14 protein-coding genes are annotated in these 12851 nt (G+C 72.0%); 3 read left to right on the top strand and 11 right to left on the bottom strand.

The window, feature by feature from the left end; translation table 11 throughout:
• Positions 1 to 44 precede the first annotated feature (44 nt).
• The 7 genes from AB0B72_RS26635 to AB0B72_RS26605 all read right to left on the bottom strand — a co-directional run bounded on the left by AB0B72_RS26635 (position 45) and on the right by AB0B72_RS26605 (position 6119).
• Complete coding sequence (locus AB0B72_RS26635) at positions 45 to 968, bottom strand: alkaline phosphatase family protein (RefSeq protein ID WP_367741696.1); 924 nt, start codon at positions 966 to 968, stop codon at positions 45 to 47.
• Positions 969 to 989: 21 nt separating this feature from the next.
• Entirely contained in the window at positions 990 to 3110 is a 2121-nt protein-coding gene (locus AB0B72_RS26630; protein WP_367741695.1) for a glycogen debranching N-terminal domain-containing protein, read from the bottom strand.
• A gap of 117 nt (positions 3111 to 3227) precedes the next feature.
• Positions 3228 to 3677, bottom strand: a complete 450-nt coding sequence (locus AB0B72_RS26625; protein ID WP_367741694.1) for a hypothetical protein — start codon at positions 3675 to 3677, stop codon at positions 3228 to 3230.
• On the bottom strand, positions 3674 to 4072 hold the full coding sequence (locus AB0B72_RS26620) for an SgcJ/EcaC family oxidoreductase (RefSeq protein WP_367741693.1): 399 nt from the start codon (positions 4070 to 4072) through the stop codon (positions 3674 to 3676). The genes AB0B72_RS26625 and AB0B72_RS26620 overlap by 4 nt, the downstream gene beginning before the upstream one ends.
• A gap of 141 nt (positions 4073 to 4213) precedes the next feature.
• Positions 4214 to 4822 carry a PadR family transcriptional regulator gene (locus AB0B72_RS26615; RefSeq protein ID WP_367741692.1) on the bottom strand — a complete coding sequence of 203 codons (609 nt, stop codon included), beginning with the start codon at positions 4820 to 4822 and terminating at the stop codon, positions 4214 to 4216.
• 71 nt (positions 4823 to 4893) lie between these two features.
• Positions 4894 to 5739: an NAD(P)H-binding protein gene (locus AB0B72_RS26610; RefSeq protein ID WP_367741691.1), complete on the bottom strand. Its 846-nt coding sequence runs from the start codon at positions 5737 to 5739 to the stop codon at positions 4894 to 4896.
• Positions 5740 to 5891: 152 nt separating this feature from the next.
• Entirely contained in the window at positions 5892 to 6119 is a 228-nt protein-coding gene (locus AB0B72_RS26605) for a hypothetical protein (protein WP_367741690.1), read from the bottom strand.
• A gap of 168 nt (positions 6120 to 6287) precedes the next feature.
• Here AB0B72_RS26605 and AB0B72_RS26600 point away from each other — a divergent pair, with 168 nt between their 5' ends.
• Positions 6288 to 7628, top strand: coding sequence for a multiprotein-bridging factor 1 family protein (locus tag AB0B72_RS26600; RefSeq protein WP_367741689.1), 1341 nt, complete (start codon positions 6288 to 6290; stop codon positions 7626 to 7628).
• Between the two features lie 37 nt (positions 7629 to 7665).
• Here the strand turns inward: AB0B72_RS26600 and AB0B72_RS26595 are convergent, their stop codons facing one another.
• On the bottom strand, positions 7666 to 8319 hold the full coding sequence (locus AB0B72_RS26595) for an HAD family hydrolase (RefSeq protein WP_367741688.1): 654 nt from the start codon (positions 8317 to 8319) through the stop codon (positions 7666 to 7668).
• A 250-nt stretch (positions 8320 to 8569) separates the two neighbouring features.
• On the opposite strand from AB0B72_RS26595, the gene AB0B72_RS26590 reads away from it, so the two are divergent.
• A complete protein-coding gene (locus AB0B72_RS26590) occupies positions 8570 to 9361 on the top strand; it encodes a class II aldolase/adducin family protein (protein WP_367741687.1) in 792 nt (263 codons plus the stop codon).
• 25 nt (positions 9362 to 9386) lie between these two features.
• Here the strand turns inward: AB0B72_RS26590 and AB0B72_RS26585 are convergent, their stop codons facing one another.
• Positions 9387 to 10181 carry an SDR family NAD(P)-dependent oxidoreductase gene (locus tag AB0B72_RS26585; protein WP_367741686.1) on the bottom strand — a complete coding sequence of 265 codons (795 nt, stop codon included), beginning with the start codon at positions 10179 to 10181 and terminating at the stop codon, positions 9387 to 9389.
• A gap of 114 nt (positions 10182 to 10295) precedes the next feature.
• Here AB0B72_RS26585 and AB0B72_RS26580 point away from each other — a divergent pair, with 114 nt between their 5' ends.
• Positions 10296 to 10940, top strand: a complete 645-nt coding sequence (locus AB0B72_RS26580) for an SRPBCC family protein (RefSeq protein WP_367741685.1) — start codon at positions 10296 to 10298, stop codon at positions 10938 to 10940.
• 28 nt (positions 10941 to 10968) lie between these two features.
• On the opposite strand, the gene AB0B72_RS26575 is transcribed toward AB0B72_RS26580, so the two are convergent.
• A complete protein-coding gene (locus AB0B72_RS26575; RefSeq protein ID WP_367741684.1) occupies positions 10969 to 11145 on the bottom strand; it encodes an acyl-CoA carboxylase epsilon subunit in 177 nt (58 codons plus the stop codon).
• Between the two features lie 50 nt (positions 11146 to 11195).
• Positions 11196 to 12740, bottom strand: coding sequence for an acyl-CoA carboxylase subunit beta (locus tag AB0B72_RS26570; protein WP_367741803.1), 1545 nt, complete (start codon positions 12738 to 12740; stop codon positions 11196 to 11198).
• Positions 12741 to 12851 lie beyond the last annotated feature (111 nt).

Below are 12851 nucleotides of genomic sequence, written 5' to 3'. Positions count from 1 at the left end.
GCGCGACGGCTTCCGGCGCGCCGTCCCCTCGGCGTACGCGCCGGCTAGCGCCAGACGCCGGTCAGCGGATGGCGCTTGGCGGCGTTGCCCAGGGGGGCCAGGCCGTACATCTCCTCGATGGTGCGCAGGATCGTGTAGTGATCGATGCGCTGCCTGTACGTGCCGGGCCTGACCCGGCCGCCGACGAGGACGGTGGGGATGCGGTTGTCACCCCGGTAGTCGTCCTCGTCGAAGGTGACGATCAGCAGGCTGTCGCCGGCCGTCGCCCAGGTCGCGTACGCGTCGAGGTGGTCGCGGAGCCAGTCGTCGCCGGTGGAGATCGTGCAGTCGTGCATGTCGCCGCACATGTCCGGGATGACGAACGACACGGTCGGCAGGGCGGCGAAGTCGCGGGGGAACGCCGTGAACGGCTGGTTGGCGGAGGCCGGCACGGTGCCGAAATCGGTCCACGGCACGTGCTTGCGCGCGTAACGCCCGTTCTTCGCCGTACACCCCATGAACCCCGCACGGGGCAGCGCCTCGGAGTAGCCGGCGAAGGTGAGTCCGGCGTCGAGGAGCTGGGAGGCCAGGTTGGCGGCGGCCGGGAACGACTGCGGGCAGGAGTCGTCGGTGACCCCCTGGGTCGAACCGGAGAACAGGGCGAGGTAGTTGGGCTGGCTCGGGTGCGTCTCGGCGAACGACGCGGTGAAGTTCGCCCCGCGCCGCGCCAGCAAGGTGATGTACGGCGCGGCCGGGTCACCCACCACGCTGCTGTACGACTTGTTCTCCATGACCACGATCACCACGTGGGCCGGCCGCCAGATCGCCGCTGTGCCGGCGGGTGAGGCCGCGGGCGCACGTGACGCCGTCGCCGGACCGGTGGGGACGCCCGCCCCGGCCTCCCCCGTCGCGCCCGTCCCGGCCTGGCAGCCCGCGATCGCCAGCGACATCGCGCACACCAGCGGGACCCGGATCCGGCGCTTGAGCATGCGAGCCATCGTAGGAGATCGTCAGGCGGGCGCGTCGAGGATCATCCCGGCGGGCAGGCCGGTGACGGTAGGGCGTCCGGCGGCGTCCACGGCGACGTCCACCGCGGAGCCCGCCACCCGCAGGCCCCGCACCGCCAGCGGGCCCAGCGGCGCCCCCGCCAGCGGCCGCACCCGCGCCCGGCCTCCCGGCACGTCAGGACGCAGGCCGGTCGCCGCGTGGACCACCGTCACCGCCGCCGCGGCCGCCCATGCCTGCGGCCGGCACGCCGCCGGGTACGGCAGGGGCCGGCCCATCGGCGCGCGGGAGTCGCCCGACCAGAGCTCGGGAAGCCGGTAGCCGAACGCCTCGGCCGCCGACAGCAGGCCCTCCGCCAGGCCGGCGGCCTGCGCCGCGAACCCCTCCCCGGCGAGCCCGGCGACCACGATCGCGGTGTCGTGCGGCCAGATCGAGCCGCAGTGATAGGACGTCGGGCTGAACCCGCCGTCGTCCGCCGACATGGTCCGCAGGCCGAAACCGCCGGCCATCGCCGGCGAGGCCAGCAGCCCGGCCACCGCCGCCGACTCCTCGGCCGACAGCAGGCCCGTCCCGAGCAGATGGCCGATGTTGCTGGTCAGCGCGTCCACCGGCCGCTTGTCCCGATCCAGCGCCAGCGCGGGGAACCGGCCGTGCCGGCCCTCCACCCAGAACCTGTCCCGGAACCGCTCCGCCAGCCCCTCGGCGTGCTCCTCCCACCGGGCGGCGCCCGGCCGCCCGAAAGCGTCCAGCAGGGCCGCCGCGTGCCGGGCCGCCTGGTAGGCGTACCCCTGCACCTCCACCAGGGCGATCGGCGCGTTCGCCCGGGACCCGTCGGCGAACCGGACGGCGTCGCCGGAGTCCTTCCATCCCTGGTTGACCAGCCCGTGGCCGGAGGCGTCCACGTACTCCACGAAGCCGTCCCCGTCCGGGTCCGCGCCGCCGCCCAGCCAGCCCAGCGCCGCCTCCAGGCTCGGCAGCAGCGCCGCCACCTCATGCTCGGGCATGCCCCAGCGCCAGGCGTCGTGCAGCAGGGTGATCCACAGCGGGGTCGCGTCGATCGTGCCGTAGTACGCCGCCGGCAGCCGCAGCCCTTCGCCGTCCACGACGAACTCGTGCCGCCGCAGCTCATGCATGATCTTGCCAGGCGCCTGTCCCGACGCCGGGTCCGCCCGGACGCCCTGCCGCCGGGCCAGCACGCGGAGGGTCCCCGCGGCCAGGCCGGTGCCCAGCGGCAGCAGCATCCGGGCCGCCCAGACGCTGTCCCGCCCGAACAAGGTCAGGAACCACGGCACCCCCGCCCCGAGGAACGTGTCCCCCGGCGCGCCGGGCTCGGCCAGCCGGAGCGACCGCAGGTCCTCCAGCGAGCGGTCCAGCAGCCGGGCCAGCCGGGGGTCGGCGGCCACCACCTGGGGACTGCTCCACTCCACGCCGCCCGGCGGGTGCACCACGACCGCGCCGGGATCCTCCACCACGGCCTTCCAGCGCAGCGTCACCCGGCCGCGCGGCGGCAGGGTCACCGTCCAGCACAGCCGGGCCGTCTCCGCCGTCTCGGCCTCGGCGCCCTCGCCGGTGACCGTGACCCGCACGGTCCCCGCCTTCCACGACAGCTCCCCCGGCCCGGCGCTGTACGGCTCCGCCGGCATGGCCGGGGCGCCCGACTTGACCAGCTCGATCGGGGCCAGGTCGGAGCCCAGCTCCACGGTGACCGATGTGGTCACCTCCGTGGACGCGGTGGAGGTGATCTCCACCCGCTCGCTCATGCCGTACGCGGCGACCTCTCGGACGCGGTCGACGCGCACGGTGGGGTCGAGGTGGCGGTCGCCGAGCCAGCGGGCCAGCGACGCGAAGCGGGTGCGCCCCGCCTCCTGCTGGGCATGCCCCACCCCCTCGGGCTCCCGGCCGTCCAGCAGCAGCACCGCCCGCGACAGCGCCCGGCAGTCGGCGTGGAAGAGCCCCTGCACCCCGGCCCCGCGGATCTGCCCGTCCGGGGCGCTCAGCACGCTGCTCGGAGCCATGACGGTCACCACCAGGTCGTGCAGCGACGGCTGCGGCCGGTACGCCACGGCGGCGTGGGCCGGCTCGGGGGTGTGTCCCCCGGCCGGCTCGGACATGCCTGCGACGAGCACGTGCGCCCTCCCTCGGTCGACGATCGGAGGGAAGACCGTTGCCAACCAGGCCCGGCCGCATACGCGCCCCTTACCTCCGTTTGGTCTTTACGCAGGTGAACGGGCAGGTATTCCATCTCAAGGGCAAAGCTCCGACCGGCATCCCAGCTCGGCGCTCACCCGGTCGAGCAGGCCGGCGACCGCCTGCCGGGTCGAGGGCCGCAGCTCGACGAAGAACCGGTTGGCCAGTGGCACGCCCCACCGCATCCACTGGGCGACGTTGTAGACCCGGTGGACGAGTCGCGTGCCCCGGGGGTCGGGCGTGAGATGGTATTCGCCCCGGTACCACCAGCCGCCCTGCGCCGCCAGCCTGCCGGGACCCACCTCCACCGTCATCGAGTGTCCGGGCGCGGCGAGCGTGAACCGCTCGGGGCCGCCCGTGAGCGTCCCTCCGTGGCCGGCGAGCAAGAAGCAGTTTCCCGGCCCAACAGGTCCGGGACGGACGCGCAGCAGCAGGTCGGCCACCCGGCCCACGGGAGCCTCGATCACGCCCTCGACCTCGCACAGAAGGGTGCCGGTGGCCGTCACGGGGCGGAGATCCGGGTGTTGTGGAAGGACGCGAAGCGCCACCGCCCGCCGTCCGAGACCGCGGTCAGGGTCATGATGGAGTCGCGGCTGGGATCGGGTGCGCCGCCCGCGAGCGCCGACCCCCCGGTGACGACGACGAGGGCGACGCCGGGACCGAGCGGACGGATCTTCGCCCCTCCCTCGCCGGATGCCGGGCTCGCCAGGCGCGACCCCCTGAGCGGGCCCTCGAACAGCGCGCGGTGGCCCTCCTCGATGGCCCGGCGGCCCTCGGAGTGATGGCCGAAGAACGTGACGTAGTCGGCGTCCTCGGTGAACAGGTCGGCGTACGCGGCGGCGTCGCCCGCGTTCCAGGCGTCCGTCAGCGCGGCCAGCAGGTGATGGATCTGTTCGGACATGGATCGGCTCCTCGATGTTCGTGAGCCGCGAAGCCGTCCTATCCTGGGGAATGCGAGTCCCTGATCGGCCGCTTCGCGGGTGGTCGGGACGGCCGGCCGGATGTTGGCGCATCCGGCCGGCCGCTTACTGGGATTCACCTCTTACTTGGGGGGCGCCTCGTCGAGAAGGCCGGCGGCCTCGGTGGCGCTCCACGCGATGCGCCCGGACCGGATCCCGGCGAGGGTCGTGCGGATCCACTCCAGCTCGGCGGCCTTCATGGCCCGGTTGTACTCCACCTCCAGCAGCAGGATTCTGGGCAGGCCGGTCGCCACCAGGGACTCGACATGGGCGTCCGCCGCCACGATCGCGCCCTCCAGCGTCGCCGCCCGCGTTCCCAGGGCGCGCTCGGCCTCCCTTTCCGGCAGGCAGCCCATGAGGGAGACCGCCGCCAGGAAGACCTTCGTGTCGGCGTCCGGCTGCTCCAGCAGCCGCCGGAGCCGGGTGGCCAGCTCCGCCCTGCCCTCCTCGGTGATGTCGTAGACCGTACGCTCCGGGCGGCGGCCCTCACGGCGCGTCTCCACGGGCGCGATCAGCTCCTCTCCCGCGAGCCGGTCGACGCTGTGGTAGAGGCTCCGGGGAAGGCCTCCGATGTAGTCCTTGTGCGTGTCGACGATGAAGCGATGCAGCTCGTAGGGATGGCTGGGCCGTACGGACAGCAGGGCGAGGACGGTCAGCCCGACGAGGTCCCGGTCCGCACGCCTGAGCGCCATGGCCTCCCCTTGCTGCGGAAAACTTTATTGCATTCCGCACTATAGCGGCATACTTGACGGAGATCCATGGGTCAACGGAAGTCGGCGGCGTGATCGGCCGCCCACTGCCGGAACGTCCGGGGCGGGGCGCCGGTCAGCTCCTCGACGGCGCCGCTGACGGGCTCGGGCGCCGCCATGAGACCGGCCCACCCCCGGAGGGCGCCTTCCGCGAACGCCGGAGGCCAGCCCTGCGCCACCAGATGCTCCCGCGCCTCGCCGGGTGGCATCTCCTCGAACCGCAGCGGACGGCCGACGGCCTCGCCGATGGCGCGGACCTGCTCCGCCTGCGAGATCAGCTCGGGCCCGGTCAATCCGTACGCGGCGCCTTCATGGCCCTTTTCCGCGAGCGCGCGTGCCGCGACGGCGGCGATGTCGCGCTCGTGGATCAGCGGGCGGGCCATCCCGGCGTACGGCCAGCGGACGACGTCGCCGGCCCGGATCTGGGGCGCCCATCCCAAGGTGTTCGTGGCGAACCCGCAGGGCCGCAGGAAGGTCCACTCCAGCGGCGACCCGTCCACCAGGCGCTCGATGTCGGCGTGGAACTGGCTGATGGGATCGGCCTGCCGCTCCACGTCCTCGCGGACGCTCATCGAGGAGAGGTAGACGACCCGGCGGGCCCGCGCGGCGATGGCGTCGACGACCGGCGGGGCCGCCTCCGCCGTGCCGAGCGGCCACACGAGGAACACCGCCTCCACACCGTCGAGCGGTGCGGCGAGGCTCTCCGGAACGGACAGGTCTCCCCGCACCACCTCCACCCCCTCCGGCAGTCCCAGCGGCCCGGGGCGCCGGGCGAGCGCGCGGACGGGAGCCCCCGCCTCCGCCAGCAGGGAGACGACGTTCCTGCCGACATTTCCGGTGGCACCTGTGACGAGAATCATCCGATCGCACCTTTCGTGAGCGAGCATGGTCCGCCCACGGTGCAACTTGAAGGAATGTTCATGTCAAACCGGCCCGGCACAGCGGTAAGGGCGTCGGCAGCGGAGGATGCCGGCGCCCTTACTCGATCATCCGTACGACCGGACGGGGCCTGTCAGCGAAGGTCGAGCTGAGCCTCGGCCATCGTGCCGGCGAGCCTCTCCTGCGCGCTGAGCTCGGCGGCGAGCGACTCGGGGTCGTCCGCGTCGAGCGTCATCGCGCATCCCTGGCGAATCGCCTCCAAATCGACCGACCCCCGTCTCGTCGCCCACCACCGGCCCAGATCCGACCTCCAGATGATCCAGCCGGTGTGAACCCGTGCGATGTCCTCCAACGTGGTCATTGCGACTCATCTCCAACGGCTTCTCGCGGGGGGTGGGCCAAGCAAAGCGTGTCCGCGCCGGGAGGAGTATCAGCCAGGACACGTCCAATCACAGCCAGTAGCCACACGGTCACGGAAATCCCCGTAGTGTCGGGGTGTCACACGACCGCCGGGAGCTGGGGGTGCGACATGCCCGCGAACCGCCGCCATCCACCCAACCGGCAGCTCGCGTGGGAGCGCCTGCAACGCGGGTGGTCCTACGAGGAGCTGTGCGAACGCATCCGCGCCGCCATGAACGCCGCCGCGGAGACGGACACCGGCCTGACGGCCAACACGGTCCGTCGCTGGGAGACGGGCGAGCGCTGGCCGGACCCCCGCTACCGCAAGCATCTTGTGACCATTTTCGGCAAACCCGCGAGCGAGCTGGGACTGCTCACCCCCGACGAGCTGGCCATGCGTCCGGTCGCGGAGGTGGTGAACGAGATACGGAGGCTGCTGAACATGATCGCCGCAGAAGGCATCGACCGCTCCACTTTCCTGCGGGGGCTGTTCGGCGTCGGGGTGCTGGCCCCGTTGCTCAACGAGGGCGGCGACCGCCTCCCGGCCCTGCTCGACGGCCGCCGCGGGGTGGACGCCGAGTCGGCCGAGGCGTTCGCCAGAGTGGTCGACCAGCAGGCGGCCCTCTACTGGACCTCACCGGCGACGGAGATCTTCGAAGCGTCCATGGCGCACACCAGGCTCGGCATGAGCCTGCTCCGTACGGCGCCGGCCGGGCCGGTGAAGCAGACCGTCGCTGAGGCGGCCGCACGGTCGGCGTTACTGTCCGGCCGGGCGGCCTTCTTCGACCTCGACGAGCCCGTGACCGCCGCCCGGCTGTTCCAGACCGCGCTGTCGGCGACCAAGGAGTGCGGCGACCACCCGCTCGCGGCCACGGTCCTGGCGCACGCGGCGTTCGTGCCGGGGTTCGCGGGCCACCGCTCCGCCGCCATGGGCCTGCTCGACGCCGCGTTCGCCCACGCCTGGCACGGCGTGGGCCCGCTCACCAGGGCCTGGCTGCACTGCGTCGCCTCCGAGATCGCGGCCAGGTGCGGCGAGCCGAAGGAGTGCATGCGGCACATCGACAGGGCCGATCGGACGGTCGAGGGCACGGGAGACGACCCCCACTGGCTCGACTTCTTCGAGCGGGCCCGGCTGGACGGCTTCGCGGGCTACAGCGCGCTGACCGCGGGCAACCACGCCGAGGCGGCCCACCGGCTCCGCCTGGCACTGGAGCACCTGGGCCCCAACGGCGGCAAGCAGCGCTCGGTGCTGCTGGCCGACCTCGCCGCGGCCAAGGCCCCGGCCGACGTGGACCAGGCCGCCGACCATCTCCGGCAGGCCGTCGAGGCGCTTGAGGACACCTGGTACGTGGTGGGCCACGACCGGGTCCGGCGCACGCTCGGCGCCCTCCCGCGCGGCGCGGCGACCGAGGCGCTCGGCGAGCGCCTGGTCGAGCTGGACCGGACGAAACGGCCGGAGCTCATCCCGTGACTGCGCCGAACCCGGCCGGGGCGAGACGGGCCGGCGGTCAACCGGCGTTGTGCTTGCGCACCAGCGCGGGCAGCTCGTCGAGGGAGTCGACGCGGAACAGGCACCGCTGCGTGACCGCCGGGTCGTGAAGGATGTGCCCCCATGGGCCGCGGCGTACGAGGGCGGTCCGCAGCCCCGCCTCCTGGGCCGGCCTGATGTCGTTGTCGAGACGGTCGCCCACGTAGAGGACGGCCTCGGGCGGACATCCCGCCTCCGCCACGACGCGCTCGAAGAAGGCGTGCCCCGGCTTCTCGACCCCCCAGCCGTCGGACGTGCCGACGACGTCCACAGGCAGGCCGAGGGAGCGCAGGATCAGCTCCGCCCGGGCGGTCTGGTTGCCGGCCAGGCCGACGCGCAGCCCCATCGCCCTGAACTCGGCGAGGCAGGCACGCGCGTCGGGGTAGAGATTCTCCTCGCCGAACGTCTCCGCCTGCCCCTCCCTGGCCCGCCTCTCCCGCTCGCGGGTGAGGTCGAAGCCCGGCTGGAACAGCTGAAACGTCTCCCGGTAGTCACCACCACGCGCGATCACCGCACCGAAAACGGCCGAGAAGGTGTGGCGCGGCACGCCGAGCCAGTCGGCCCACGTCCCGTACTCGCGCGTCTCGTCCACCAGGGTCTCGCCGACATCGAAGAAGACCGCCTCCAGCGCCATTCCACGCCCCGTCCGTGATCGCCTGCCGACTTCCACACGGCACCCTACGAAATCAGGACGTCCGAGACGACAGGAATCGGCCTCACACAACGCCGTGACGCCGATTGCACCGGTCCTTTCTCGCCGTGGCCCGCCGGGGGCCCGCCGAATTCGGTTCGGTAAGTCGTGGACAGGGCGGCGGGGAGCGGAGAGGCTGGACGCAGTCACCTGCGTGGATCAAGCGTCCGCGACCGCCCCGACGGGAGATCAGATGAGCCTGTCCGACCTGCGGCCCGTACCGGCCGACCGACTGACCTTCCGGCTGCCGCAGACCTTCGAGACGGTGGAGGAGGAGCGCAGGCACCGCAAGGAGCGCCTCGCCGCGGCCCTGCGCCTGTTCGGCCGGCTCGGCTTCGAGGAGGGGGTGGCGGGGCACATCACCGTCCGTGACCCCGAGCACACCGACCACTTCTGGGTGAACCCGTTCGGGATGTCCTTCAGGCAGATCACGGTGAGCGACCTGATCCTGGTCAACCACGAGGGACAGGTCGTCGAGGGGCGCTACCACGTCAACCAGGCCGCCTTCGCGATCCACTCGATGGTCCACCAGGCCCGGCCCGACGTGATCGCCGCCGCCCACTCCCACTCGGTGTACGGCAAGGCCCTGTCGGCACTGGGCACGCCGCTGGAGCCGCTGACCCAGGACGCCTGCGCCTTCTACGAGGACCACGGGCTGTTCGACGACTACACCGGCGTGGTCGTCGACACCGAGGAGGGCCGCCGGATCGCCCGGGCCCTCGGGTCGTACAAGGCCGTCATCCTCCGCAACCACGGCCTGCTCACCGTCGGCGACACGGTGGACGCCGCGACGTGGTGGTTCATCACGATGGAGCGCAGCTGCCAGGCCCAGCTCCTCGCCAAGGCGGCGGGGCGGACGGTGCCCATCTCGCACGAGAACGCCAAGCTCACCCATGGCCAGATCGGCAACGACCTGGTCGGCTGGATCAACTTCCAGCCTCTGCACGACCAGATCCTCGCCTCGGAACCCGGCCTGCTGGACTGAGCCAGGCGCGCGTCATCTCGGCCGGTCAGGGGACGATGAAGTCGACGTAGCCGCCGTCCGCGCGCAGGGCGCCCCCCGTCGTGGCGGAGGAGAGGCCGGAGGCGAGGTAGACCACCATGTTGGCGATCTCGTCGGGCTCGATGAAACGCCGGATGAGCGAGGTGGGGCGGTGGTCGCGCATGAACTCCACCTGGGCCTGCTCCCAGGGCAGGTCACCGCCTGTCACGTCGCGGACGAAATCCTCGACGCCCTCGGTGTGCGTCGGCCCGGCGATCACGGCGTTGACCGTCACCCCGGTGCCCGCCATCGCCTTGGCGAAGCCGCGCGAGACGCCGAGCAGCGCCGTCTTGGTGACGCCGTAGTGGACCATCTCCTCCGGGATGACCAGCGCGGAGTCGCTGGCGATGAACTGCACCCGGCCCCAGCCGCGTTCCCGCATGCCCGGCAGGTAGTGCCGCGTCAGCCGGATGCCCGACATGACGTTGACGTCCCAGAACCGCTGCCAGGTGTCGTCGTCGACGTCGAGGACGGGCTGAGGAGAGAAGATCCCAAGGTTGTTCACCAGGATGTCGAGCTCGGGCAGGGCCTCGAAGACCGTGGCGGCCCCCTCGCGGGTCGACACGTCCGCGGCGACGCCGTCGATCCGTCCGCCCTCGATCTCGTCCCGCAGCTCGGCCACGACCGCGTCGACGCGGCCGGCGTCCCTGCCGTTGACGGTCGTGGCCGCGCCGGCGGCGGCCAGCCGGGCGGCGATCGTCCGCCCGATTCCCTGTGTGGAGCCGCTGACGAACGCCGTCCGCCCCCCGAGGTCGATCCGCATGACGGTCCCCTACCCCGGCCTGTGCCGCCGAGTCACCCGGGCCGGGGCCTATGACATGACGATCACATGGGATATAAGCGATCTGCACCTTTCATCCTGCGATCGCGAGGTCCCGTGAAGCAGCTCGTCCGCTTTCTCGCCGCCCTGTTCGCCGCCGCCCTCCTCCTGCCCGCGCTCTCGGCCCCCGCGCGCGCCGACACCATCGAGACGGACGCCCAGATCGCCGCCGAATGGCAGGCCGCCTGGGACTTCTACAAGTTCTACCAAGTCGCCACCGCACCCCTCCCGTACACCGGGCGAAGCCGGGTCGAGCGTGACATCTCCATCGACATCGACGCTCCGCGGGAGCATGTCTTCGAGGTGTACTCGAACTTCGACAACCATGTGGGGCGGCACTCGTTCCTCCAGCGGATCGTGACCCACAAGGACTGGACCGACGGGGGCGTCCACTACGTGAACTTCACCGCCATCGAGAACATCCCGATCGCCGGGGTGCCCGTCACCACCAAGACCCACGGCCAGCAGCGCGTCCATCCCGACGGCTTCTACTACGAGACGGACAGCTGGACGCTGCCGAACGTCGTCACACACCAGAAGATCGTCTTCACGGACCTCGGCGACGGGCGGACACGGGTCACCGAGCACCTCATGTTCGAGGCGAGCGTCCTGCTGATCGACTTCACCGTGACGAACGGCGTCGCCTCCCACCAGGAGACCCAGGCGGGCCTGAAGGAGGCCATCGAGAGCGGCGAGCTGTGACGACACCCCCGGGCGTGGGCGGCCCCTCTCAGCCTCGCGCCACGCGGGGGGTGGACCAGGAGCGGGGTGAGCGGTAGCCGTACGCCTGCCTCCGGGGGGTGACGGCGGGCGGACGCGCGGTGGGACGGGAGGAGCTCAGGCGCAGCGCGCACAGCAGCGCGCAGAGCTCCTCCCCCGTCGGCTCGCCGGACAGGACGCGAAGCACCGGGGCTCCGGGCGCGCCGGAGGGTACGGCCGATGGCTCATGAAGGCCCATCACATCGGAGGGTTTCCGTGCTTGCGCTGGGGGGCGGCCGCGTGCTTGGCGCGGAGCAGGGCGAGGGCGCCGATCAGGGTGACTCTCGTCCTGCGGGGGTCGATGACGTCGTCCACCAGGCCGCGCTCGGCCGCGTAGTAGGGGTGCATGAGTGTCCGGCGGTACTCCTCCACGCGCAGGGCCCGCTGCGCCGCCGGGTCCTCGGCGGAGGCGATCTCCCTGCGGAAGACCACGTTGGCCGCGCCCTCGGCCCCCATCACCGCGATCTCGTTGGTCGGCCAGGCGAAGGACAGGTCGGCGCCGATCGAGCGGGAGTCCATCACGATGTAGGCGCCGCCGTACGCCTTGCGCACGATCACCTGGATGCGGGGGACGCTCGCCGCGCAGTAGGCGTACAGGAGCTTGGCGCCGTGGCGGATGATGCCGCCGTGCTCCTGGTCGGCTCCCGGCAGGAAGCCGGGAACGTCGACGAGGCTGATGAGCGGGATGTTGAAGGCATCGCACATCTGGATGAACCGGGCGCCCTTCTCCGACGCCTTGATGTCGAGCACCCCGGCCAGGTTGCTGGGCTGGTTCGCGACGATCCCGGTGACCTGGCCGTCGAGCCTGGCCAGTCCCACGATCAGGTTGCCCGCCCAGCCGGCGTGGAACTCGAAGAACTCGCCGTCGTCCACGATCTCCCTGATGACCTCCGACATGTCGTACGCCTGGGCGGGGTCGGCGGGCACCAGGTCCAGGAGCACCTCGTTCAGGCGGTCGGGAGGGTCGGCGCCGTCCACCGTCGGGGGAAGCTCCTGGTTGTTGCCGGGCAGCAGGGACAGCAGGTAGCGCACGTCCTCCAGGCAGGAGACCTCGTCGGGGTAGACGAAGCCGGCGACGCCGGACAGCGTGCCGTGCACCCCGGCGCCGCCGAGGTCGTTCTGGCTGATGTCCTCACCGGTCACCGCTCTCACGACGTCCGGGCCGGTGATGAACATCTGGGCGGTGTCCTGCACCATGAACACGAAGTCGGTCAGCGCGGGAGAGTAGGCCGCCCCTCCGGCGCAGGGGCCGAGCATCACGCTGATCTGCGGGATCACCCCGGACATGCGCACGTTGCGCTGGAAGATGCCGCCGTACCCGGCCAGCGCCGTGACGCCCTCCTGGATGCGGGCCCCGGCCCCGTCGTTCAGGCTGATCAGCGGCACACCGGCGGCCTCGGCGATGTCCATCACCTTGTGGATCTTCTCGGCGTGGGCCTCGCCGAGCGCCCCGCCGAACATCCGGAAGTCGTGCGCGTAGACGACGACGTCACGCCCGTGGACCCGTCCCCAGCCCGCGACCACGCCGTCGGTGTGCGGCCGCCGCCGCTCCAGGCCGAAACCGGTGGCCCGGTGCCTGCGGAACGCCTCGATCTCCGCGAACGACCCGCTGTCGAGGAGGACGTCGAGGCGTTCCCTGGCCGTCAGCTTGCCCTTGGCGTGCTGCTTCTCCGTCGCCTCCGGGTCGGGGCCCTCGTGCACGCTGGCCCTGATGAGCTCAAGCTCCGTCACCCGGTCGCGCATCGTCTCGCGCGGCAACGCGGTGACCGGAGTGGGGGCTATCCCTGCTTTCTCCTTCGTACGCATGCGAGCTCCCCTTTTCGCGGCCAAATCAACCGGCACGCTGAACAATTG

This window comes from Microbispora sp. NPDC049125 (assembly GCF_040802045.1).
GTDB lineage: Bacteria > Actinomycetota > Actinomycetes > Streptosporangiales > Streptosporangiaceae > Microbispora.
The sequence above is the reverse complement of the archived record's forward strand: the minus strand, read 5'-3'. Positions and strand labels throughout refer to the sequence as shown.

What these genes read in the sequence shown, in the direction of transcription:
- AB0B72_RS26635 (WP_367741696.1), bottom strand. Translation starts at nt 968, where the DNA reads ATGCTCAAGCGCCGGATCCGGGTCCCGCTGGTGTGCGCGATGTCGCTG.
- AB0B72_RS26620 (WP_367741693.1), bottom strand. Translation starts at nt 4,072, where the DNA reads ATGTCCGAACAGATCCATCACCTGCTGGCCGCGCTGACGGACGCCTGG.
- AB0B72_RS26615 (WP_367741692.1), bottom strand. Translation starts at nt 4,822, where the DNA reads ATGGCGCTCAGGCGTGCGGACCGGGACCTCGTCGGGCTGACCGTCCTC.
- AB0B72_RS26610 (WP_367741691.1), bottom strand. Translation starts at nt 5,739, where the DNA reads ATGATTCTCGTCACAGGTGCCACCGGAAATGTCGGCAGGAACGTCGTC.
- AB0B72_RS26605 (WP_367741690.1), bottom strand. Translation starts at nt 6,119, where the DNA reads ATGACCACGTTGGAGGACATCGCACGGGTTCACACCGGCTGGATCATC.
- AB0B72_RS26600 (WP_367741689.1), top strand. Translation starts at nt 6,288, where the DNA reads ATGCCCGCGAACCGCCGCCATCCACCCAACCGGCAGCTCGCGTGGGAG.
- AB0B72_RS26595 (WP_367741688.1), bottom strand. Translation starts at nt 8,319, where the DNA reads ATGGCGCTGGAGGCGGTCTTCTTCGATGTCGGCGAGACCCTGGTGGAC.
- AB0B72_RS26590 (WP_367741687.1), top strand. Translation starts at nt 8,570, where the DNA reads ATGAGCCTGTCCGACCTGCGGCCCGTACCGGCCGACCGACTGACCTTC.
- AB0B72_RS26585 (WP_367741686.1), bottom strand. Translation starts at nt 10,181, where the DNA reads ATGCGGATCGACCTCGGGGGGCGGACGGCGTTCGTCAGCGGCTCCACA.
- AB0B72_RS26570 (WP_367741803.1), bottom strand. Translation starts at nt 12,740, where the DNA reads ATGCGCGACCGGGTGACGGAGCTTGAGCTCATCAGGGCCAGCGTGCAC.